The organism is Woronichinia naegeliana WA131 (assembly GCA_025370055.1).
GTDB classification, from domain to species: Bacteria; Cyanobacteriota; Cyanobacteriia; order Cyanobacteriales; family Microcystaceae; genus Woronichinia; species Woronichinia naegeliana.
Window position 1 is genome coordinate 2,060,228 of record CP073041.1, and the last position, 22,958, is coordinate 2,083,185.

Genomic DNA, 22,958 nt, shown 5'->3' on the forward strand with positions numbered 1-22,958 from the left:
TTGCCCACTTTTCCCATCTTTGTCACTCTAACACGCTTTTCTATCGGTTCCCTTGACCCACAGGCGATCGCCCTCTGTTAATAGAACTAGTTGATAAATTGTCCCAAAAATCAAAAATCTTGCTTCAGAGATTCTCATTACTGAGATTAAGCTAACTTCATCCCTAAAACCTGGGTATGGGCTCCTCTCGCTTGGGTTACACCAATAGTTCTTTCGGCTGCTTCAATCATGGGACGACGCAAACTAACGACAATAAATTGGGCCTGTTTTGCTTGTTTACAAACCATTTTAGAGAGTTTTTCCACATTAGCTCCATCCAAAAACATATCCACTTCATCAAAGCCATAAAAAGGCGAGGGACGATAACGTTGTAGAGCAAAGATAAAACTCAACGCTGTCAACGATTTTTCCCCTCCAGACATGGAACTTAAACGCTGAACGGGTTTTCCCTTGGGATGGGCTACCAAATTTAAGCCGCCGTTGAAGGGATCTTCGGGATCATCCAATTGTAAATAACCGTCACCATCGGACAATTCAGCAAAAATGGTTTGGAAGTTACTATTGACAGCATCAAAGGCATCTTTAAAGGAACGCTGCCGTAGGGTAGTAAAATTTTCGATTCGCAATAACAACTCAGTTCTTTCGGCTTCAATGGTGGTGATTTTTTCCTTTAACTCTGTCAAACGAGCTTGGGTCTTTTCATGTTCTTCTAGAGCTAACATATTAACTGGTTCCATTGCTTCTAGGCGTTTTTGACCGTTGCGAATTTCTTTTTGTAGCTCTTCTAAAAGCTGGGGATAATTAACCGTTTCGAGATCAACATTTTCCAGTAGGGGAATTTCGGGGAGGGGATTGGGGAGTTCCGTTTGTTGAGTGGCTAATTGTTCCTGAAGATGGTGTAATTGCTCATGACGTTCCTGTTGCGTTGCTTGCAATTTCTCTAATTGCCAGGTGTTTTGTTGCTGTTGATTCTGTAAGGTTCTCAAAACCTGTTCCAGGCGATCGCGTTCTTGTTTGGCCAGTCCCAGGCGATCAGTTAACTGGGCAAATAGGGTTTCCGTGGCTTGAATTTGAAGATTGAGTTGGGTTAACTCCTGAACTAAGCTTTCCTGTTGACGTTGCAGATGGAGAGATTGCCCTTGATTTAGCTCTAGGGATTGTTGGCATTCGGTAATTTTTTCCTCTAAACGGACGGTTTGATTTTGCAAATCTTTAAGCTGAATTTCCCCCTGTTGCAAAGCTTGTTCTGCTGCTTTTAATTCATTTTCTTTACCTCGAATTAAAGTCTGAATATCTTGCCATTCTTGATGAGCATGGGATGTTTCTAAGACCGTTAGTCTTTCCTGCTCCTGTTGTAATTGAGCCGATAATTGGGGAATAGTTTGATTTAAAATAGCAAGACGTTCTTGAAGCGTAGTTAAATCCCCTTGGCCTTGATTAATTTGTTGGGTGAGGGTGGCTTTTTGACTCGTTAAGCGTTCAATATCCCGCTCCAATTGTTGCAGGTAAAGGTGATCTTCTCGATTATTTTGACGAATTTCGGTTAGTTCCTGGGATAATTGTCTAATTTGTTCTCCCCGTTGTAACAACATTTGATCATTACGCATTTGAATTTGATCAATATCTCCTAAACGTTGTCTGAGACTACGCAATTCCTCTGAATCTTCGGTGGCGATCGCTCCAAAACGAATACTAGATCGCCCTGGCCGACTACCTCCCGTCATGGCCCCACTACTTTCTAAAATATCTCCTTCTAAGGTGACAATACGTTGTTTGCCGATCTGAGGACGGGCAGTTTCTAAATTTTCAAAGACGACAGTATTGCCAAAAACGTAGAGAAAAATATCCGCATAACGGCGATCGCACTGCACCAAATTAACCGCTAAATCAATAAAACCCCTGGCATGACGTAAATTGCCTAAATCATTGGGACGCGGGGGACGAATTTTGGTTAAAGGTAAAAAAGTGGCTCGTCCAGCCTTAGATTGCCGCAAAATTTCAATGCCAGCCGCCGCCACGCCATCATCTTCAACCACGATATAACCTAATCTTGCACCAGCAGAAACTTCTAGGGGTAATTGAAATTGGGCTTCTACCTGACCCAGTTGGGCCACTAATCCTAATATGCCAGGTAAATCGGATTGTAAAATTAACTGCGTTGCATAGGTTCCCTGGGCTTCTTGTTGGGCCTGTTTTGTGGCTTCTAATTTATCCAGTTGCCGTTGTTTTTCTCGTTGTTCTTTGTTCAGACGATTTTGGGTTTCCTGAAGCAAACTTTGTTCCTGTTCAGCCAGACTTAATTGTTGCGCTAGGGTTTGAATTTGTTGCTGAATACCCGCAATTTGGGCTGATCGCTGGGCGGCTTCAGTTTCCTTTTGAAGTAGTTCAGGAGTAACTGCCGCTAGGGTTTGACGGGCATCCCTTAAGCTTTGTTCCAGTTGGTGTTGACGTTCCTGTAATTGAGCCTGTGCAGTTCGTTGAGGGGTAAGCTGTTCCTGTAATTGACTAACTTGACGACTCAGGGCGGTTTGTTCCTGTACCCATACCTCAGAAGCGGCGGCGATCGCCTGGGACTGTTCCCGATATTTTTCCACCGTATTTAATAGGTTTTGACGGCTGGCTTGTAATTGGGGTAAGGTCTGGCTTTCAAAGAAACTTTTTTCCTGACTAAGGTGTAAAAATTGCTGTTGTAATTGGTTTAAGGTGTCACGGGTTTGGACAACATCGGTTTGATTTTTTTGACTTAGGTTAGTTAATTCTTGATAACGTTGACTAAGCTGTTGTTGTTTAGCTTTTTGTTGTGCCAATTGGGAAGCAACGGATAATTGTTCTTCTTCTCCTAGTGCCTTAACTTGAGCATTGAAACTATTAAACTCGGCGGTATTTTCGGTAATTTGTTGGGTAATTTGTTGCAAACTCGCTTGCAATTGTTCTGACTCTTTTTCTCCCTGCACTAACTGACCCCTGAGACGGGTTTCCTGTTGTTGCAGCGATCGCCATTTTAAAACGATCTCCCACTGTTGTTTTTGCTGAACTGTTGCCCGTAATTTTTGATATTTTTCTGCCTTAACCCGATCCTCGGTTAAACGAGACAGCGATCGCACTAATTCGGTTTCAATAATGCGACAGCGATCTTCCCGTTCTCTCACCTCTTCTAGGGTTTCCTTGGTTTTCGTAATTTTGCGATCAAATTCTGCTACCCCCGCCATTTCATCAATAATTTCTCGCCGTTCCTTGGCATTCATACTAATAATACGGGTCACATCGCCTTGCAAAACAATGTTGTAACCTTCGGGATAGACACGAAGACGACTCAATTGTTCATGGAGTTGGGTCGCTGTGGAAACCGTTCCATTAATGTAGTAAGTGGAGGAGTAATTGCCGCCCTTGGTAATTTTGAGACGACGGGTGACAGTCCACTCTTCTCGATTGAGAATAATGGTGGGATTTTCTTTGCCCTCAGTTTTATTTTGCTCCTCTAAGCTTTCATTGGCCGCCATCACCATCGACAAAAAAGCCTCATCATCTAAATCGCGAATGTCAAAGGTGACAGACACACTGGCTTCGGAACTGCCCTTTTTACCGCTCTGATTATTATTGACTAAATCCGGCAGGCGATCGGCCCGCATCCCCTTAGAGGTTGCTAATCCGAGACAAAATAGTAGAGCATCTAGAATATTGGATTTACCTGAGCCATTGGGGCCAGAGACGACTGTAAAACCAGGCAAAAAAGGGATGGCTGTTGTACCACCAAAGGATTTAAAATGCGAAAGTTCAATTCGCTTAACGTGAACCATAGGGGTTCAGAATTTAAAGGAGATGCTGATAATCTAGGCTAGGTCTCAGTCTAGCAACATTCAAGGCTATTCAGACTCCTTAAGCAGAATTTGAGTTCCAACGCTCGTTTCTCTATAATGCTTAGTCAGCAAGTTTTTTGATAATAATCTATGCCGATTAAACCCAAGAAACCTAATGTTCTCAAATCATTGATTAACCTGATGGTTCTCCTAGGCATTATTTTGATAGTCGTGGAGTTTAGCCGCAATCGTTTTCCTGCGCTCATAAGCTCTGTGACCAAGCCAGGTTGTGTTATCAAAGGTAATATTTCAGTCAATACAGGCAACAAAAACTATCATTTATTTGGGATGGAGGATTACGAAAACACAATCATTGATCCAATGAAGGGAGAAAAATGGTTTTGTACAGAATCAGAGGAGATCGCTAATGGCTGGAAAAAAGCACCTCGATAACAGCAAGGCTTTGAGAGCTATTTTTATACCTCATTCAGGTAAAACCCATATTCCGTATTAATTAGAAGAAAATAAATAATTTAAAATTTACACGCTATATGCAGGCATCATTAGCCATCACAAAACTAGATATAGACGGAGAAGGAAAGACTATAGTAGTGCGTTTATCGGTGCTTTTGTACTGCATAAAGAGGCGTACTTTTGTTGATCAGCAGATTGTGATTCCTGAAACCGTTGTGGGGAAGCACTTCTGCTAATCTAGACTTTTTCGTATTAATTAAAATTCTTGTTGCTAAGTACGGAATGTGGGGTAAAAACTGCTATATTACGCCTGATGTGAGTTGGAGCATGGAATGGCGTAAACTCGTTTAATTGATGCTTTCTCTAATTAAAGGGGGGGGCTAAAACCCTTGCTGACTACTAGGTTATTTTAACTCACATCAGACGTATTTTTTAACTATGGATTATCGTAATTACATCACAATTGAACCTGATAAACGCGGTGGTAAACCCTGCGTGCGGGGCTTGCGTATCACGGTTTATGAGGTGCTTGAGTACCTAGCATCTGAAATGACGGAAGCAGAGATCCTCGAAGACTTTCCCGATTTAACACGGGAAGATTTAAAAGCTTGTATTGCTTATGCTGCTGACCGTGAACGTCGGTTTATGACTGCTCCCATCGCTGTATGAAACTTCTGTTTTATAAAATTTGGTTTCTTATGGTCAACCCAACTGATAGATCGGTGACTGGGCTGGAAATCAATCAAAATTTTTAACTTTGATGTAAGATTACAATTATCAATGGAACCAAGCAAACAGACCAATGTCTAATCTCAGTAAAGGTAATGGATTAAAGACTCTAAATCAAGCCTTGGATAAAGCTCAAATCAACAAACAACAAACGATTAAACCCAGTCAAAAATTAGATGTCACGCTGAATTTTGATACAACCGTTAGTATGCACGGTTATTTGGAAGATGTGCGAAATCAACTCAACCATTTGTCTCAGGAAATTCGCCAAGCCGTTCCTCAAGCAAAAATGGGAGTAGTTGCCTATGGGGATTATTGTGATGCTCAGACAACTTATGTAACCAAGGTTTTAGATTTAACTGATGACTATCAACTGATTAGCAATTTCATTACACAGGTAGAGAAAACTGACGGCGGAGATTTTCCTGAAGCAGTTGAAGAAGCTTTATACCAAACTAATCAGTTAGCTTGGAGATTGGGAAGTCGGCGAGCGATGGTATTGGTAGGAGATGCGCCGCCGCATGGGGTAATTGATTCTTTGCAAGCCTGTCAATATGGACATAATTGGCGAGATGAAACACAGTCTTTAGACAAAAAAGGGATTAAAATTTATACAGTTCAATGTGGTTCTAATCCTGACACTAAAAGAGTGTTTCAAGAAATATCTCAGATCACTAATGGCATTTATTTGAATTTAGAAAATATGTCTGATTTGGTCGATCTATTGATTAGTATTTGTATGAAGGAAGTGGGATTGCTGGCAGAATATGAGCAGAAGCTAAAAACAAATAATTCTCTTAATCCATCGAAGGAGAAGTTGTTGAGGCAGTTAGGTTCTGGTTCTGATAAATAGGATAAGCTTGGAGGAATTTAACAATGAATTACTATGAAATTTTAGGCGTGGAATCGACGGCAACAGCAGAAGAGATTAAGGAAGCATATCGCAACAAAGCGAAGGAATTGCATCCTGACACTTTGCCGAGAGATGTCAATGAAACTGTGAGAAAGTTGGCAGAAGAGAAGTTTAAAGAATTAAATCACGCTTATGAAATTTTATCTGATGCTGACAAAAAGAGAGAATATGATGCAGAGTTAAGTAATCTTCAAAGGGCTAATTTAATGAAGAAAATCCGAGATTTTTTTAATAACGGACAATTAAGCGACGCGGTAGAATGTGCTAAACGACTTTATGTTTTACTTCCAGAAGATGCAGAATGTTGTGATATTTATGCAGAGGTTCTTCAGGAGTTAGCGATCGCATTGGAGGAAACGAAAACCGCAGAAAATTTAACACAGGCAAAAGAATATTTAACAACCGCGTTAGAAGTAGTTAAATCGGCAGAGATTAAGAATCAAATTACAGCTAATTTGGAATTGTTAAAGTCTCGTACAGGTACAACAGGAGGACGTGAAAGAAGGGAAGGTGAAACCCAAACAATCAAAATTACAACTGAGAGAGCTTTCCAAATGCTACGAGGTGGTGAAGCAGGAATTAGAGCGTGGAATCAGTTTAGGGCGATGGAAAACTATATTCCTAGTCTTGAGGGAGTTGATTTGAGTGGACAAATTTTAATAAATGCTAACTTGTCAGGAGCGAATTTAAAAAATTCCAAGTTTATAAAAGCTGTGTTTCGTGAGGTTAATTTTAGTAATTCAAATCTTACTGAATGCGATTTTACTGGGACTGAATTTACTAATGCTAATTTTAATAATGCGGATATTGAATCAGCAAACTTAACATCAGTATTTTGCTACGCTTCATCTTTCGCAAATGCAAATCTTCAGAACGCAATCTTAAACCAAAGTAAATGGTTTGTGGTGTTTGGTGGTACGAATAAATCTGGATGCTTTGAATCTGGATACTTAATAACTGATTTTCAAGGAGCAAATTTATCGGGTGCATCTGTTATTGGCGCAAGTTTACGGGAATGTAACCTAGAAGGGGCAACCTTAACCAGAACTAACTTTAGTAATGCTGATTTAACAGGAGCTAATCTTAAAAATACAACTATTGTTGATACTGATTTTAAAGGAACTGATTTAAGCAAAGCTGATTTAACGGGAGCTAATGCCTATTACTTTGCTTTTCATGATGGAAATACCAAAATAAATGAAACAAAAGGAATTGATTAATGCGAAATAAACAAAATAGTGCGGTCTGTTTCGCAGTACCTTCGGCAACGTCTTCTTATTGATTAAACTTTAAAAACGCAATGTCTTTGGGGAAGTGTTAAAATGCAAGAGAGGCGATCGCACTAAGTAGCTGGTTACAATTAAATATAAAACGTGGGATGGGCATCCTGCCCGTCCACAGGCTAGAAGCCTGTTCTACTATCTAACAATTAATTAAGCCCACTTACTTATTCGTTTACAAAAATCACTAAATTTTCCGTTATCCCCTGTCAAATTATGAGGAGAATAAACCATGATGACTACCCTGTATGAAACTGACTTTAATCTTTGGATAGAACAAACTGTTAACCAACTCAAAAATGGAGAAATTCAAGACCTAGATCTAGAAAACCTAATCGAGGAAATTCAATCAATGGGGAGCAATGACAAACGGGAAATTAAAAGCCGATTAATTGTCTTAATCATGCATCTATTAAAATATAAATATCAGCCCAAAAAGAAAACAAAAAGTTGGATTTCAACCATAACAACCCAAAGAGATGAACTCGAATTGGTTTTAGAAAACAGTCCTAGCTTAAAATCCTTCCTCAAAGCGAATATATCCGAATGCTATCAGAAAGCCCGAAAAAATGCTGCAAGGGAAACAAAATTGCCCTTAACAAACTTTCCCCTAGAATGTCCCTTCACACCAGAGCAAATCATAGACTCCGATTATTTTCCAGACACAAATGCTTGATATAAAGTACGCGATCGCCGTCTTCCTGTTGATTAAATGTGAAGAATGCGATCGCCGTGACTTATGTTATGCTTGACGTAACGGATAACTTCTTCACGGATGCTTATGCGCCGGAAATATAAAGACAAAAAAACTGAACGTTTTGCAAGAGGGGAAAGAGTTAAAGAATTTCAGTCTTTTGAAAGGCAAGCCTATAAACGATTGGAAATTCTCGAATCTGCCAAAAGAAGACCTGCTCTTATTGCCCAGTAACCGTTTTGAATCCTTATCAGGCGATCGCCAGGGTCAATATAGCATTCGTATTAATGATAAATGGCGGATTTGCTTTGAATGGATAGAAGAAGATTCCGAACCCTGGGAAATCGAAATTGTTAATTATCACACTTAGAAAAAATGGTACGTCCTGCTATTCATCCTGGTGAAATTTTAGCTGATGAACTTCAAGAAATTGGCATCAGCGCGACCGATTTAGCCCGTCACCTTCATGTTCCTACTAACCGAATTACCCAAATTCTTAACGGCCAACGAGCAATTACGGCAGATACTGCCTTGCGATTAGGTCAATGGTTTGGAACTAGTCCTGAGTTGTGGCTAAATTTGCAAAAATCCTATGAGTTACGATTAGCTGAACAACAAATTGGCGAAGAAATTCAAAAAACAATTCCCTGTCGTGCTGTTTTAGTGCGATCGCCGTCTTCTTGATTAAATGTTAAGAATGCGATCGCTTTGATGTTTAAAAGTGCGGTAAGTGTGATTATTTCGTTTATAATTTTTACTGATACCTTATTATGATTTTTACTGATACCTTATCCAAAAATGCCCCGAAATCCCCGTGAACTTTATTTTAAGTCACCATGCCGAGGAAAAAATTATTCAACGCCAAATCTCTTTAAAAATATTACAGGAAATCATCAATAATCCTGAGCAAATTTTATAAGAAGATGGACTCAAAGTTTATCAAGGTACGTTTGTCGCTATCAACAATAAAACTTATCTTCTGAGAATTTACATTAATGACTTAGTTGAGCCTCAAAAAATTGTTACCTATATGTAACCAGTAAACTTAGAAAATATAGGCAGCGATTAAATGAAAGCTAAATATGATGCTGAAGTTGATGTTTAAACAATTATTTGGCATAACGTACCCATAGAAGAAAGTGAGTCAATCAGCTTAGGGGTCATTCTGGACTATGATCAAGCAGGTAATGTAATCGGCATTGATAATTCTTAATGCTTCTCGAAAAATCGAGAATTTCTCTCCTAATTTGCAGGGGACTATTCCTTCTCGATAAAGGTGATCGCTTGGACTTATAAAGGTGCGATCGCGCTGCAAGGAAGGTCAACATCTCAAAAATTGGTGTACTATGACGTTATCTTGCCAATAATCAAGTGTATAGAGAACAAAGCCATGAAGAACAGTCACTGCGCGAAAATCGCCCCTTAATCGTCAAAAGAGCAAGATTTAATCCACGAATACCGACAGAATGCGCTACTATGCGCTAGAATAGAAACGTCGAATTGAGGGATTTATTATCGCAAAATATGTTAAACCCAAAACCGCAGCAGGAATGCTCGGAGTCCACGTCCGAACCCTTGTTGGCGTTGCTTAATCAGGGTATGAAATAGAATTTTGCATACATCTAGAAACCAGTGTGAGTCAATGTTTTAAAAATTGCATCTTTAGAGATTCATACCTCAAGTCAGCAACGCCCCCTTGTTAAATGGGAGCAGCACCTTCAACAAAATCTTTTTAAAGATTTTAAAAAGCTGGTGACGGGATTTGAACCTGCGACCGGCTGATTACAAATCAGCTGCTCTACCCCTGAGCTACACCAGCATTACCACTCTAGGAAATTTAAATTTCTAGCCTAGACGATGCTTTTTCTGTTTTTTATCATCGGAAACATAATCCGATTTTCAATCATACCCTGTCCTTGTCCACTTCGCAAGCTCTCAGAAAGATATTAGAAAGGCGATCGCTGTCCCCGTTGTTTACGCTAGAAATCCAGACAGGGAAACTGTACCTTAAGCAGACCTAAGCTATATTACTCTCGATCGCCCAGCGAGCTAATTCCGTCCGATTATGAAGACTGGTTTTATTAAGCATATTAGACACATGACTTTCGATCGTCCGTTGACTTACATTCAGTTTATCGGCAATCTCACGGTTTGCTAATCCTTGGGACACAAATTGTACTACTCTTAATTCCGTTGGGGTTAACTCCACATTGCTCGGTACCTGTAGGCGTTGGCTTTCTTCCGTTGTCCGGTTAACTCCCCGCATCAGTCGATGGGCCTGCCGCAGAGATGATTCTACCTGAGCCACCAATTCTTCTGGTTCAAAGGGCTTGACCATATAAACATCAGCCCCAGTGTCTAAACCCTTGACGCGATCTTGGCTTTGACCCTTCGCAGAGAGAAACATGACTGGAACCCAGTTGATCCGAGAATCTTGACGAATTTTTTCAATTAACGTATAACCATCCATTTCCGGCATCATAATATCGCAAATAATCATGTCGGGAACAGTGGAGGCTAAAATCTCTAAGGCTTCCCGCCCATTTTCTGCGGTTGTCACCTCATAACCCTGGAATTCCAGATAATCTTTGACCAGAAGAATTAGGTTCGGATCATCATCGACGAGTAATAACCGATTATTCTCTTTGGATAAGTTATCTTTCATTATGCTTGCTCAGGGGGTGAGTCCGTCGGATTGAATAGGCTGATGGCTTGATCCCATCATTATCAATTATACGCTTTGAGGACAATGGATTGGCCGCTATTATCAGAAAAATGAATCGGTAAATCGATCTAGTAGCACGTCAATCTTATTTTGACGGGTTGATTGATTCTCAAAGCCTTGCCAAAATAGACTTATAGGTTCTTATTACCCATCATTTCAAGCTTGACAGACCACTAGTGAAGTTGGGAGAGAGATAACCCTTGCTAAATCTCTGACCCTTCGCTCTCTGATGTATTATTTATCGGTAAAGGATGGCGTAAAAAAGCATAGTCTTCAACCACTTTATTGCCGATAATATGTTCTTGTAAAATGCGCTCAATCACTTCTGGGGTGGCGTTACGATACCAAACACCATCGGGATAAACCAACAAGATCGGGCCTTCCAGACAAACCCGTAAACAGTTCGCTTTCGTCCGAAATACGCAATGAGGTTGATTTTCTGACGGTTTATCTAAATGTAATTCGGTTAAACGTCGCTTGAGATAGTCCCAAGATTCTAAACTGGCCAATTTATCGCAACATTTAGGCTTGGTTTGATCGCAACAGAGGAAAATATGTCGTTCAATCTTAGCTAAACCTAGGCCCGTGACGGTAGCAGCGAAATTAGGAGACATGAGCATTTTAAATAATTAATTGGCTGACTTGATATTCTAAGGTCTAAAGACACGGAGTTTCCTAACTCCCCTCTTTTCCCTATAATTATGATTGTTCTTTATCCTTAACTAAAACCATGGGATTTTTGAGTAAACTTTTCGGACAAGAAGAAGAAGCGAAGGCTGCTGCCGTTCCTTCCGTTAACGTGGCTTCCGTTGCCCATGAACAGACAATTCCTCCTCATAAAGTGGGATTAGACGGTAACTTTGATGAAAGTGGTCTTGCAAAAAGAGTAGCTAAAGCATTAGATGATAACAATATTTCTGATCAAGTGGGTCTCTGGGTTGCTCAACTAGATAGCGTGGTAGTAATACGCTATAACCCTGATGCGGAAGAGGTCTTGGAATTGGCTAAACAGATCGCAGCACAAGTGGAGGGAGCAACCGAAGTACAAGCGGAACCCAATAGTTAACGAGGTTCCAAAATACCTACGCATTTTGACAGATCCTTTCTTCTGAGTCTCTAAAGAGAAAAACAGACTCTGACTATGAAGAAAGGGGCTTTTTTTGTCGAAGTTCAAATCGAGATAGTCGGTGGAAGAACAACTTCCTACTCTGTCGGTAATGGGACGAATTGTCAAGGCAAGTTCTACCCTGCTCAGGTACGCATTTCCCTAATGCGGTCAAAAGACAACAAAACTTTACAATGAAAACAAGATTCGTTTAGTTCAAATTCTATTTAAAAGTTATGGCTATTAAACCGCAACCCGCCTGGCGACGACAACTCAGTGCGATTCTGATTTGGGGATCAACTATTTTTCTATTGGTCAATCTATTTGTCCCGCAACTTTTTGCTCCCCGTATTCCCCAGGTTCCCTATAGTCTATTTATTGATCAGGTCGAAGACGGTAAAGTGCAAAGCGTCTATGTGGCCCAAAATGAAATTCGTTATCAACTGAAGCCCGATAGTACCGCAGGTACAAATTTAGATGCTCAAAATAAACCCCAGGTAATGGGTCAAGTATTAAGCACTACCCCTATCTTTGATTTGGAATTACCCACACGTTTAGAAAAAAAGGGCATTGAATTTGCGGCGGCTCCTCCTCCTCGTAACAGTTGGATTGGAACGGCTTTGAGTTGGATTATTCCTCCCCTGATTTTTGTGGGAATTTGGCAATTTTTCTTGAATCGTGGCAATGGAGGTGGCCCAGCAGGCGCGTTATCTTTTACTAAAAGTAAAGCCAAAGTTTATGTGGAAGGAGAAACGGAAAAAATCACTTTTCAAGATGTGGCTGGAGTGGAAGAAGCCAAGACCGAACTCTCAGAAATTGTTGAGTTTTTAAAATATCCCCAACGTTATCAGGCGATCGGGGCGCGGATTCCTAAAGGGGTGTTACTGGTTGGCCCTCCTGGTACAGGTAAAACCCTTTTGGCCAAAGCGGTTGCGGGAGAAGCGGGTGTTCCCTTCTTCAGTATTTCGGGTTCGGAATTTGTGGAATTGTTTGTGGGAGCAGGGGCGGCTCGTGTCCGTGATCTGTTTGAACAGGCGAAAAAACAAGCTCCCTGTATTATCTTTATTGATGAGTTGGACGCGATCGGTAAGTCTCGCGCCAGTGGCATTATGGGCGGCAATGATGAACGGGAACAAACCCTTAATCAGTTACTGACCGAAATGGACGGCTTTAGTGCAACGGGTTCAACGGTGATTGTTTTAGCGGCTACTAACCGTCCTGAAACCCTTGATTCGGCTTTATTGCGTCCAGGTCGGTTCGATCGCCAGGTATTAGTAGATCGTCCAGACCTATCGGGTCGTCAGAAGATTTTGGAAATCTACGCTAATAAGGTCAAACTTTCCCCAGGGGTAGAACTCAAGGAAATTGCGACTCGCACGCCTGGTTTTGCTGGTGCAGATTTAGCCAATTTAGTTAACGAAGCGGCTTTATTGGCGGCTCGTGATCATCGGGAGACAGTGGATCAAGCTGATTTTAAAGAGGCGATCGAACGGGTTGTGGCTGGTTTAGAGAAGAAAAGTCGTGTTCTTTCCGATAAGGAGAAAAAGATCGTTGCTTACCATGAAGTCGGTCATGCGCTCGTCGGTGCGGTGATGCCTGGCGGCGGTAAGGTAGCGAAAATCTCGATTATTCCACGCGGTATGGCGGCGTTGGGTTATACCTTACAAATGCCCACCGAAGATCGTTTTCTGATGGATGAGTCGGAACTGCGGGATCAAATTGCAACCCTTTTAGGCGGGCGATCGGCGGAGGAAGTTGTCTTTGGCAGTATTACCACTGGGGCTTCTAATGATTTGCAACGGGCGACAGATTTAGCGGAACGGATGGTGACAACCTACGGCATGAGCAAAATTCTTGGCCCTCTTGCCTACGAAAAGGGTCAACAAAATGCCTTCTTAGGTGAAAGCATGAATCCCCGTCGTATGGTCAGCGATGATACGGCCCAAGCCATTGATGAGGAAGTTAAGGCGATCGTGGAACAGGGTCATAATCAAGCTTTAATGATTCTAAAAAATAATCTGGATTTAATGGAAAGTATTGCCCAGAAAATTCTAGAAACGGAAGTCATTGAAGGGGATGAGTTGCAAGGTCTTTTGGAGCAGGTTAAAACTCCTGATGTGTTACGAGAATTAGCAACAGTTGCTTAACTTTTTCTACAAAGTATTAAGGTAGTCTGGATAATGTCTGGGCTACTTTTTTTATGTGACTTGGAAGGTTAGGTTTTTAGAGGGCGATCGCAGGCCGTTTTAGTTGCAGTTTCAATGGCGATTTTCATGGTACAATATCAGAAAAATTTTCTAAACTGAAGGACTCGAACAATGGAACTTATTTTGGCGGCGTTAATTGCGGGGGCGACTGCGGCAACGAAGGATACGGCGGGTGTGGCGGTTAAGGATGCTTATGAGGGTTTGAAGGCTTTGATTAAGAAAAAGTTTGAAAAGGATGCTTTGGCCCAAGCAATGGTTGATGCTAAACCTGAAGATATCAAACAAGCAGAAGGTTTGTTAAAAGCTAAAATGACTGAAGTGGGGATTGACAAAGATGCAGAGATTCTCAAAGCAGCAGCAGAGATTCTGAAAAAAGAAGACCCTCAAGGGGCAAAGGAAGGCAAGTATAGTATTAATGCTCAAGGAGATATTAAAGGAATTGTCGGAGATGTGATTGGAGGAGAAATTAATCAGACCATTAATTAAAATGAGACAAATGAGAAGAAAAATCATGAAAATATCTCCCCTTGAAAATCCCTTGAAATCTCTCTATGAAGAGGATGAACATCTTTGGTTAACTGAAACAATCAAGTTACTTAAAGAAAATCGTCTAGAACGATTGGATATTGAAAATTTAATTGAGGAATTAGAAGATTTGAGCAAACGGGACAAAAACCAAGTCGAAAGTTTTTTAAGACAGATTATTATTCATCTTTTGTTGCTTCAATACTGGACAGCAGAACATGAATACAATTATCGCCATTGGCAAGGAGAAATTGCGACTTTTAGAGTTCAATTAAATCGATATTTGACGACTAATCTTAAGCAACATCTATTGGATAATATCGGAGATATTTATCAAGATTCGGTCTTTATTGTCACTCAAAAAACAGGTTTAGGTCTTGAGATTTTCCCGTCAATTTGTCCTTATTCTCTAGAACAATTGTTAGATAAAAGTTGGCTTCCTTATTAAGGGGAATCAGACCGCTTTGATACAAATCGTGAGTTATAGCTGGTTAGAGTATAGCTAAACTGTTTAGATTGGTGGAGAATCTCCTTAAAACCATTGACAAATGTTATACTTTAAATAAGGTAAATTTCATTACATTTCAATTAATAGGAGCATCAGGTTATGCCGATCGCCGTCGAAGTTGATCTTAAGGAAATTTTAGGTCAAATCAATCAAAAGCTAGACCATATCCAGAGAGATGTCACCGACATTAAGCTTGAATTGACTGAGGTTAAGGGTGATGTTAAGCGTTTGGATGAAAAAATTGATAGTGATGTTAAGCGTCTTGAGGACAAAATTGACGGTTTAGAGAAACGCCTAGATGAAAAAATTGACGGCGTAGAAAAACGTCTTGAGGAGAAAATTGATGGTGTAGAAAAACGTCTTGAGGGAAAGATTGATGGTGTAGAAGAGCGTTTGGAGGGTAAAATTGATAGTTTAGGGAAGCGATTAGAGAACCAAGAGTTTATCAATCGTGGCATTTTGGTGGCTTTAATTGTGGCAATTTTGGGAGGGTTAGCTAAACTGTTTGGATTAGTGGGGAATCCTTCTTAAAAGTCCCCCTTTTTAAGGGGGATTTAGGGGGATCAATAATTCTTGCGATCATCTTGAATAAATCTCTACAGGAGACTATCTCCTTTTTAAGGGGGATTTAGGGGGATCAATAGTTCTTTAGGGGTTACTTACAAATGACTAATCATAATTCAAGTTATTTTGCAGAAATTGGCGGTGATTTCAAAGGTATCCAAGGGGATATTAGCGGCGGAGTTATTAATCAATATATTATTACCCAAAAATCTGGACTGGAAATTACTAGTCAACCGTTAATTAAGGGTTCTCCTTATTTGGCTGGACAGTGGGAAGTTTATGGATGCCAGATAAGGTAATGACTATGCGACGAAAGTAAGCATATCAGGGCTTGGGGAAGAGGCAAGTTTAGCGGTAAGGAATTTAGGCAAAAGCAGACTGGGTGGACTTTGAGGAAAAATCATTTGGGCTTGATGTTGAAGGGCTAGTTGAGCAATCCGTTCACTAGGGTAGCCATGGGATGGTAATGTCCGAAACCATCGAGGAAAATTAGCCCAAATCCCCTGGGGTAACTCTAAGGCGAGAATTTGAAGTAGCCCTAAAGCAATGGCATTAAGGTTAACAAAACGCTCAAAGGCTTCTACCTTGTTTAAAATCTGAGTCTGAACAGCTTGTGGATAGTCACTGAGGATAAGATTGCTGGGCCAGGTAGGTAAAGTAGGAAGACTCTTAAGCCAAAAACGATAGGCAAAGCTGCCCAAAAGATGGACTAATTGACGAAAAGTGACTTCAATCTTAAATCGGAGACCGTAAGCGGCAATAATCTCAGGTCCAGTCAAACAGAGATCAGTAGAAAGCAGAATCAGTCGTCGTCCGTTAGGCAATTGGGTCAGAACAAACTTGACGAGCTGATGGGGACTATCCCAGTGGAACTCAAAGCACTGATAAGAAACCGTGACTTGTTGACCATAGAGCCAGACTTTAGCTGTCGGAAAGTCCGCCGCCAGAGCGAACAGCTTTTCTAGTTTTATCGAACTCCCCCAAATCCGTGGTCGTCCTCTCCCCGTCAGCGTCGGCACGGAACAAAAGGGGGCATAGGCGACGGTGGAGCAACGCACTCTTGTGATTAGATGCAAGGCGTTCTGGCGAAAACTTTTGAGCACTGGTTCGCAAGCAAAATAAGCATCCAAAATTACATAACTCCCTGCCTCTGCGTAAGTAACACAAAGGTCAGCCATTTTTGTCACCAGGCTCGTCTTCACCTTTTTTTTGCCTTTTCCCTCCCCCTTCTCGGTTGCTTTGGACTTGATGCCATCGTCTAGCCGCAACACTAAGGGCAAGGCAAAGCAGGCTTTCCCTACTCCCACCAAAATACTCAAGGCATTGAAGTAATGACCCCTTATCCACTCTGGCTTGGACACATCTTCCGATTCTTGGTGTAGTCGTTTTACACCTGGCATCTTGCGTCCTTCTTTCCCCACTTTGATGCCATCACCCACATACACCCGTTTCCCTTTAATTCTGTATAGACTTTCATGCTGACTTAGCCACTTTGACCATTGTAAAGTTAGTCCTTCGACCCTAAACGCCTTGGAATCAAACCAATGTAGAGCCTGATTGTAGTAGCTCTCTGTTAAGCCAATGGCATTGACATAGCTAGTTATTGCGCTGGGTTGGCTGTTGAGCACTACTCCCCAGACTAACAGGATAAACCATTGGAACGTTGCTTCTCGGCTAAAGGCTGGACGGAGATTATTGAGGATTTGCTCTAGTCGCTGACATAGTTGCATAATTGATAGATAGCACTGGCTATCGATTTTCTTATATCAGCCAGTTTCGGACATAACGGCACTCTTTTGTATCGGATGTCCGATTTTCTTTTCTCCACTTACACGCCTCGAGAACTTCCCACTGTCCAGTTATTTGGGTTTAAGAAAATTTGAAGTGGATGATAAAGACAAGTTTTTTGGACGCGATCGCTGGATTATTGAGTTAACGAATTATTTAGAAAAAAAGAATGTTTTATTGCTTTTAGGGGCTTCGGGCAGTGGTAAGTCTTCTTTGGTTCAAGCGGGTTTAATTCCGAAGTTGAAGGATCAATGGGGTTCGCAACTCTTTAATTTTACTTTTGTTCCAGATGTTGATCCCTTTGAGTCTTTCTATGGTTGTTTGTTAACGAAGTATAAGCAGTCGGAAGCGAAACTTGCTCGAACGGTTAAGGAAGATACGCTTCTTCAAGTTGTGCAAACTTTAAAAAGTGATGCTCAATGGTTGATTTTCATTGATCAATTTGAAGAAGTATTCACTCGTACACCGAAAACAGAGCGAGATATTTTTATAAAAAGTCTGATTCAATTGATTGAAAATTCTGATATTTCCGTTAAAGTTATTATGACGATGCGGGCTGATTTTCTGGATAAATTAAGTCCCTATCCCGATTTAGGAAAGGTTCATGATTCCTCTAGTCGGATGTTAACGGATATGGAGGATAGTGATCTGAGATTAGCTATTGCTGAACCTGCGGCGAGAAATGGGGTGATATTTGAGCAGGGATTAATTGATACTATTATTGCTGATTTTCATCAACAAGCTGGTTCTTTACCGCTCCTGCAATATACCCTTAATTTATTGTGGAGTAAGGATGATATTACGGATAGGGTTTTGAATACTAAGGCTTATCAGGAGTTGGGAGGCGTAACGGGCGCACTTCAGCAACAAGCGAATAAGATTTATGATCAGTTTGATGAAACACAGCGAAAGTTAGCTGAGGAAATTTTTCTAGAGTTAATTAGCTTAGAAGGGAAAGAAGCGGTTAGTCGAAGGGCTGATAAAGGGATTTTTGAGCGGGATGAAACGCAGAAGGAGGTTCTCTATCAATTGATTGATAATCGTCTTTTAGTAAGTAAGGGAGAAGACGGAAAAGCAACGGTTGAGGTGGCGCATGAGGAGTTAATTCGTTCTTGGAAGGTGTTACAGGATTTAATTCGAGAGAAGGAGGAGATCATTGTTCTACGAAATCGTTTATATGCGGATGCTAAAAGTTGGCAAGATGCTCAAAAAGCGAGTAGTGAACTGTGGAGTGGTTCTAAGTTAGCGCGAATTGTTGAGTTTAAAAAAGAACAAGCTTTGCCTAATTTGGATAGGGTGGCGATCGCATTTATTGAAGCGAGTGTAGCAGAACGCGATCGTTTGCAAAAAGCTGAAGTAGAGAGACAAAAACGTGACAAAAAAACGGCTCAGGGAATTGCGGCGGGTTCGGTGACAGCTTTAGTGATTAGTAGTGTTTTAGGATTGATGGCTTGGCAAAAAACAAAACAAGCAGAATTTAATCAAGCGGAATCTCTATCCCTTTATTCCTTATCTTTGGGGACAAATGGAAGCAAAGATTTAGATGCTTTTGTCTCAGCCATCAAAGCCGGACAAATTCTGCGAACTCAAAATACAACCAATCCCGAAGTCATCAACGCATTACAAGAAGCCCTGAGTTCCCCAACTGAACAGAACCGTTTGATCGGTCATCAATCTACGGTCAGTAGCGTAGCCCTGAGCAGCGATGGTAAGACCTTAGTTTCTGGGAGTTATGACAAAACCATCAAAATCTGGGATTTAGCTACAGGAGGGAAACCCCGCACTCTTACGGGTCATCATTTTCCGGTCAGTAGCGTAGCCCTGAGCAGCGATGGTAAGACCTTAGTTTCTGGGAGTTTTGACAAAACCATCAAAATCTGGGATTTAGCTACAGGAAAAGAACTTCGTACCCTCACGGGTCATCAAGATGCGGTCTTGAGCATAGCCCTGAGTAGCGATGGTAAGGCCTTAGTTTCTGGGAGTTATGACAAAACCATCAAAATCTGGGATTTAGCTACAGGAGGGAAACCCCGCACTCTTACGGGTCATCATTTTCCGGTCAGTAGCGTAGCCCTCACCAGCGATGGTAAAACCTTAGTTTCTGGGAGTTTTGACAATACCATCAAAGTCTGGGATTTAGCCACAGGCAAAGAACTTCGCACTCTTACGGGTCATCAATCTACGGTCAGTAGCGTAGCCCTGAGCAGCGATGGTAAGACCTTAGTTTCTGGGAGTTTTGACAATACCATCAAAGTCTGGGATTTAGCCACAGGCAAAGAACTTCGCACCCTCAACGGTCATCAAGAGGCGGTCAGTAGCGTAGCCCTGAGCAGCGATGGTAAGGCCCTCGTTTCTGGGAGTTATGACAAAACCATCACAGTCTGGGATTTCAATGTTAATTCTTTAGTAGCGAGGGTGCGACCTTTAGTTGATAAAAGCTGTTGTAATCAGGGTTCTACAGGGAACCCATATTGATCAAGTTTTGCCCAAAATTGACTCCATCGTTCCTTGGTCAATACCAAAGCTCGTAGGCTCAAAATAATTCCTGCTCCTTTTTCCTTCCATCGCATCCCTGAACAACATAATCGTTGTTTGACCAACGTCTTACAAGCTGCTTCCGTAACACCTGAACCAATCGGATACTTTTTCTCTAAGTATTCAGCATAATCCATTTGATGCTGATGATTCTCGTAATAAGTAATCGCCGCTTGTAGTTTCTCGGTAAGATTCTTAGAATGACTTTTTTCTTCTTTGACTTCTTTCATCAGATTTAGCAGTTCTCCTGCTTTTCCTTTTTCATGCTTGAGTTCTCGACAATTTTCAGTCAACCATTCTTTTTGTTTTGACACGGTATTCGGATGCAACGCTTCTGCCAAGGCACCTAAGTAACCAGAGGCATGATAGAAATCTAATATCTGTTCTTCCGTTTGCTTTTCTAAAAACTTCCAATTTGATTCTGCCCCGTCTGCTATCCCGACCAATGTTGCCTCTGGATAACGGTTTTTCGCTCGCTCAATTTCTCTTTCTAATCTTTCTAGAAAACTCTTTTTTCCATACTCTGGTGCCGCACCTAGATAGATTGTAGGTTGACGTTCGCCTTCACTATCGTATAGGGAAACGGTTCCCACCATTGCTTCACGGTAGCCATCCTCACACATCAGCATACAGGTTCCATCTAATCCTATTCCCACTGTTGCAATTTGGCTATCCTCCTTGGGCGGGGCATAACTCCACGCTTCTTCTTTTGCCTGTACCACACTTCCTACTGCTTCACTCAATCTTTGGATATAGGATAGCGCTACTTTTCTACCATGATTTTCTAATAAATCATTTTTCACCTCTTTGCCTGCCATCCCTGACATTTTTGAGGATACCTGTTTTGCCAATAATGGCGTTGATGTTATGATTATCCTTGCTTCTCTTTCTAAGGGGCAATACGTTTTTCCTCAAAGGTGAACGCTGATATACATGACGATTCACTATAACCTCACCATAAGGTGTTTGATATTCTTTCGGTTGCTCTCCCTTACTCTTCCAGATTTCTTCACCGATTTTTAAGGGTGAACCATCTGTATCTAAATATTTCAAGGCTTCTTTGCTGGCGATGCAACCTACTTCGTTTAAGCCTTTTTGAATATTTATTTCTGTATCCAACATTGAACGACTGAGTTCTAATGTTAGTTCTATTTTTATCTTTGAACCCTCTACATTAATTAGTTTTGCTGTCATCATTGTTTCCTCTTTGTCACTTTTCATCTCATGTTAACACTTTTCTTTTCCTTCATCAACTAAAGGTCACACCCATGCTGAATACTTAGAGAAAAAGTATCCGATTGGTTCAGGTGTTACGGAAGCAGCTTGTAAGACGTTGGTCAAACAACGATTATGTTGTTCAGGGATGCGATGGAAGGAAAAAGGAGCAGGAATTATTTTGAGCCTACGAGCTTTGGTATTGACCAAGGAACGATGGAGTCAATTTTGGGCAAAACTTGATCAATATGGGTTCCCTGTAGAACCCTGATTACAACAGCTTTTATCAACTAAAGGTCGCACCCAGTAGCGAAGAGTTGCGATTGGGTTCGGGCTTATTTGCACAATCCTAATTCTGATGTTAGGGAGGAGGATAGGCATTTGTGTGATGGCATTGGTACTAAATAAAGTTCTCCCCCCTTTTTAAGGTAGGGCTGATTCATTCGGGTGTGACCTTTAGTTGATGAAGGAAAAGAAAAGTGTTAACATGGGATGAAAAGTGACAAAGAGGAAACAATGATGACAGCAAAACTAATTAATGTAGAGGGTTCAAAGATAAAAATAGAACTAACATTAGAACTCAGTCGTTCAATGTTGGATACAGAAATAAATATTCAAAAAGGCTTAAACGAAGTAGGTTGCATCGCCAGCAAAGAAGCCTTGAAATATTTAGATACAGATGGTTCACCCTTAAAAATCGGTGAAGAAATCTGGAAGAGTAAGGGAGAGCAACCGAAAGAATATCAAACACCTTATGGTGAGGTTATAGTGAATCGTCATGTATATCAGCGTTCACCTTTGAGGAAAAACGTATTGCCCCTTAGAAAGAGAAGCAAGGATAATCATAACATCAACGCCATTATTGGCAAAACAGGTATCCTCAAAAATGTCAGGGATGGCAGGCAAAGAGGTGAAAAATGATTTATTAGAAAATCATGGTAGAAAAGTAGCGCTATCCTATATCCAAAGATTGAGTGAAGCAGTAGGAAGTGTGGTACAGGCAAAAGAAGAAGCGTGGAGTTATGCCCCGCCCAAGGAGGATAGCCAAATTGCAACAGTGGGAATAGGATTAGATGGAACCTGTATGCTGATGTGTGAGGATGGCTACCGTGAAGCAATGGTGGGAACCGTTTCCCTATACGATAGTGAAGGCGAACGTCAACATACAATCTATCTAGGTGCGGCACCAGAGTATGGAAAAAAGAGTTTTCTAGAAAGATTAGAAAGAGAAATTGAGCGAGCGAAAAACCGTTATCCAGAGGCAACATTGGTCGGGATAGCAGACGGGGCAGAATCAAATTGGAAGTTTTTAGAAAAGCAAACGGAAGAACAGATATTAGATTTCTATCATGCCTCTGGTTACTTAGGTGCCTTGGCAGAAGCGTTGCATCCGAATACCGTGTCAAAACAAAAAGAATGGTTGACTGAAAATTGTCGAGAACTCAAGCATGAAAAAGGAAAAGCAGGAGAACTGCTAAATCTGATGAAAGAAGTCAAAGAAGAAAAAAGTCATTCTAAGAATCTTACCGAGAAACTACAAGCGGCGATTACTTATTACGAGAATCATCAGCATCAAATGGATTATGCTGAATACTTAGAGAAAAAGTATCCGATTGGTTCAGGTGTTACGGAAGCAGCTTGTAAGACGTTGGTCAAACAACGATTATGTTGTTCAGGGATGCGATGGAAGGAAAAAGGAGCAGGAATTATTTTGAGCCTACGAGCTTTGGTATTGACCAAGGAACGATGGAGTCAATTTTGGGCAAAACTTGATCAATATGGGTTCCCTGTAGAACCCTGATTACAACAGCTTTTATCAACTAAAGGTCGCACCCGATTCATTCTAACAAATCTCAATCAATCAAATCCTTATCTGGCAAGGTTTTAAGGCGATTTCTC

The 22,958-nt window shown here is 41.1% G+C and carries 17 protein-coding genes, 1 tRNA gene and 4 pseudogenes; 16 read left to right on the forward strand and 6 right to left on the reverse strand.

Going from position 1 to position 22,958, the window contains the following annotated elements:
* Nucleotides 1-146 precede the first annotated feature (146 nt).
* Entirely contained in the window at nucleotides 147-3,797 is a 3,651-nt protein-coding gene (smc, locus tag KA717_10540; GenBank protein ID UXE63062.1) for a chromosome segregation protein SMC, read from the reverse strand.
* Between the two features lie 150 nt (nucleotides 3,798-3,947).
* On the opposite strand from smc, the gene KA717_10545 reads away from it, so the two are divergent.
* The 7 genes and pseudogenes from KA717_10545 (at nucleotide 3,948) to KA717_10575 (ending at nucleotide 8,571) form a co-directional block, all read left to right on the forward strand.
* Nucleotides 3,948-4,250: a hypothetical protein gene (locus tag KA717_10545; GenBank protein UXE63063.1), complete on the forward strand. Its 303-nt coding sequence runs from the start codon at nucleotides 3,948-3,950 to the stop codon at nucleotides 4,248-4,250.
* 459 nt (nucleotides 4,251-4,709) lie between these two features.
* Nucleotides 4,710-4,940, forward strand: coding sequence for a DUF433 domain-containing protein (locus KA717_10550; protein ID UXE63064.1), 231 nt, complete (start codon nucleotides 4,710-4,712; stop codon nucleotides 4,938-4,940).
* A gap of 133 nt (nucleotides 4,941-5,073) precedes the next feature.
* Nucleotides 5,074-5,853, forward strand: coding sequence for a VWA domain-containing protein (locus tag KA717_10555; protein UXE63065.1), 780 nt, complete (start codon nucleotides 5,074-5,076; stop codon nucleotides 5,851-5,853).
* A gap of 23 nt (nucleotides 5,854-5,876) precedes the next feature.
* The gene (locus KA717_10560) at nucleotides 5,877-7,133 is read left to right on the forward strand and encodes a pentapeptide repeat-containing protein (protein UXE63066.1); all 1,257 of its coding nucleotides are present in this window, start codon (nucleotides 5,877-5,879) and stop codon (nucleotides 7,131-7,133) included.
* 292 nt (nucleotides 7,134-7,425) lie between these two features.
* Entirely contained in the window at nucleotides 7,426-7,869 is a 444-nt protein-coding gene (locus KA717_10565; protein UXE63067.1) for a DUF29 domain-containing protein, read from the forward strand.
* A gap of 244 nt (nucleotides 7,870-8,113) precedes the next feature.
* Nucleotides 8,114-8,257: pseudogene (locus KA717_10570) on the forward strand (type II toxin-antitoxin system RelE/ParE family toxin).
* Between the two features lie 5 nt (nucleotides 8,258-8,262).
* Nucleotides 8,263-8,571 (forward strand): HigA family addiction module antitoxin, encoded by a 309-nt coding sequence (locus KA717_10575; protein ID UXE63068.1) that lies wholly within the window; start codon nucleotides 8,263-8,265, stop codon nucleotides 8,569-8,571.
* Nucleotides 8,572-9,634: 1,063 nt separating this feature from the next.
* Here the strand turns inward: KA717_10575 and KA717_10580 are convergent.
* The 3 genes from KA717_10580 to KA717_10590 form a co-directional block, all read right to left on the reverse strand.
* Nucleotides 9,635-9,706: transfer RNA gene (locus KA717_10580), tRNA-Thr, on the reverse strand.
* Nucleotides 9,707-9,904: 198 nt separating this feature from the next.
* Nucleotides 9,905-10,552 carry a response regulator transcription factor gene (locus KA717_10585; protein UXE63069.1) on the reverse strand — a complete coding sequence of 216 codons (648 nt, stop codon included), beginning with the start codon at nucleotides 10,550-10,552 and terminating at the stop codon, nucleotides 9,905-9,907.
* A 263-nt stretch (nucleotides 10,553-10,815) separates the two neighbouring features.
* Nucleotides 10,816-11,226 carry a ferredoxin gene (locus KA717_10590; protein ID UXE63070.1) on the reverse strand — a complete coding sequence of 137 codons (411 nt, stop codon included), beginning with the start codon at nucleotides 11,224-11,226 and terminating at the stop codon, nucleotides 10,816-10,818.
* Nucleotides 11,227-11,351: 125 nt separating this feature from the next.
* On the opposite strand from KA717_10590, the gene KA717_10595 reads away from it, so the two are divergent.
* The 6 genes from KA717_10595 (at nucleotide 11,352) to KA717_10620 (ending at nucleotide 15,820) form a co-directional block, all read left to right on the forward strand.
* Complete coding sequence (locus KA717_10595; protein ID UXE63071.1) at nucleotides 11,352-11,678, forward strand: hypothetical protein; 327 nt, start codon at nucleotides 11,352-11,354, stop codon at nucleotides 11,676-11,678.
* Nucleotides 11,679-11,953: 275 nt separating this feature from the next.
* Nucleotides 11,954-13,864 (forward strand): ATP-dependent zinc metalloprotease FtsH4, encoded by a 1,911-nt coding sequence (gene ftsH4 / locus KA717_10600; GenBank protein UXE63072.1) that lies wholly within the window; start codon nucleotides 11,954-11,956, stop codon nucleotides 13,862-13,864.
* 171 nt (nucleotides 13,865-14,035) lie between these two features.
* Entirely contained in the window at nucleotides 14,036-14,410 is a 375-nt protein-coding gene (locus KA717_10605; protein ID UXE63073.1) for a hypothetical protein, read from the forward strand.
* 25 nt (nucleotides 14,411-14,435) lie between these two features.
* A complete protein-coding gene (locus KA717_10610; GenBank protein ID UXE63074.1) occupies nucleotides 14,436-14,897 on the forward strand; it encodes a DUF29 domain-containing protein in 462 nt (153 codons plus the stop codon).
* 159 nt (nucleotides 14,898-15,056) lie between these two features.
* Nucleotides 15,057-15,488 (forward strand): apolipoprotein A1/A4/E family protein, encoded by a 432-nt coding sequence (locus KA717_10615; protein ID UXE63075.1) that lies wholly within the window; start codon nucleotides 15,057-15,059, stop codon nucleotides 15,486-15,488.
* Between the two features lie 134 nt (nucleotides 15,489-15,622).
* A complete protein-coding gene (locus KA717_10620; GenBank protein UXE63076.1) occupies nucleotides 15,623-15,820 on the forward strand; it encodes a hypothetical protein in 198 nt (65 codons plus the stop codon).
* Between the two features lie 3 nt (nucleotides 15,821-15,823).
* On the opposite strand, the gene KA717_10625 is transcribed toward KA717_10620, so the two are convergent.
* A complete protein-coding gene (locus KA717_10625) occupies nucleotides 15,824-17,251 on the reverse strand; it encodes a transposase (protein UXE63077.1) in 1,428 nt (475 codons plus the stop codon).
* A gap of 154 nt (nucleotides 17,252-17,405) precedes the next feature.
* Here KA717_10625 and KA717_10630 point away from each other — a divergent pair, with 154 nt between their 5' ends.
* Entirely contained in the window at nucleotides 17,406-19,784 is a 2,379-nt protein-coding gene (locus KA717_10630; GenBank protein ID UXE63078.1) for a WD40 repeat domain-containing protein, read from the forward strand.
* Here KA717_10630 and KA717_10635 read toward each other — a convergent pair.
* A pseudogene (locus KA717_10635) lies at nucleotides 19,757-21,038 on the reverse strand (ISKra4 family transposase). The gene KA717_10630 and the pseudogene KA717_10635 sit on opposite strands and share 28 nt — an antisense overlap.
* Nucleotides 21,039-21,138: 100 nt before the next feature.
* On the opposite strand from KA717_10635, the pseudogene KA717_10640 reads away from it, so the two are divergent.
* Nucleotides 21,139-21,330: pseudogene (locus tag KA717_10640) on the forward strand (ISKra4 family transposase).
* Between the two features lie 248 nt (nucleotides 21,331-21,578).
* Nucleotides 21,579-22,860 (forward strand): annotated as a pseudogene (locus KA717_10645) (ISKra4 family transposase).
* Nucleotides 22,861-22,958 lie beyond the last annotated feature (98 nt).

Coding starts and splice junctions, on each gene's coding strand:
- KA717_10585 (UXE63069.1), bottom strand. CDS start 10,552: ATGAAAGATAACTTATCCAAAGAGAATAATCGGTTATTACTCGTCGAT.
- KA717_10590 (UXE63070.1), bottom strand. CDS start 11,226: ATGTCTCCTAATTTCGCTGCTACCGTCACGGGCCTAGGTTTAGCTAAG.
- KA717_10615 (UXE63075.1), top strand. CDS start 15,057: ATGCCGATCGCCGTCGAAGTTGATCTTAAGGAAATTTTAGGTCAAATC.
- KA717_10550 (UXE63064.1), top strand. CDS start 4,710: ATGGATTATCGTAATTACATCACAATTGAACCTGATAAACGCGGTGGT.
- KA717_10625 (UXE63077.1), bottom strand. CDS start 17,251: ATGCAACTATGTCAGCGACTAGAGCAAATCCTCAATAATCTCCGTCCA.
- KA717_10575 (UXE63068.1), top strand. CDS start 8,263: ATGGTACGTCCTGCTATTCATCCTGGTGAAATTTTAGCTGATGAACTT.
- KA717_10565 (UXE63067.1), top strand. CDS start 7,426: ATGATGACTACCCTGTATGAAACTGACTTTAATCTTTGGATAGAACAA.
- KA717_10545 (UXE63063.1), top strand. CDS start 3,948: ATGCCGATTAAACCCAAGAAACCTAATGTTCTCAAATCATTGATTAAC.
- smc (UXE63062.1), bottom strand. CDS start 3,797: ATGGTTCACGTTAAGCGAATTGAACTTTCGCATTTTAAATCCTTTGGT.
- KA717_10560 (UXE63066.1), top strand. CDS start 5,877: ATGAATTACTATGAAATTTTAGGCGTGGAATCGACGGCAACAGCAGAA.
- ftsH4 (UXE63072.1), top strand. CDS start 11,954: ATGGCTATTAAACCGCAACCCGCCTGGCGACGACAACTCAGTGCGATT.
- KA717_10605 (UXE63073.1), top strand. CDS start 14,036: ATGGAACTTATTTTGGCGGCGTTAATTGCGGGGGCGACTGCGGCAACG.
- KA717_10610 (UXE63074.1), top strand. CDS start 14,436: ATGAAAATATCTCCCCTTGAAAATCCCTTGAAATCTCTCTATGAAGAG.
- KA717_10555 (UXE63065.1), top strand. CDS start 5,074: ATGTCTAATCTCAGTAAAGGTAATGGATTAAAGACTCTAAATCAAGCC.
- KA717_10620 (UXE63076.1), top strand. CDS start 15,623: ATGACTAATCATAATTCAAGTTATTTTGCAGAAATTGGCGGTGATTTC.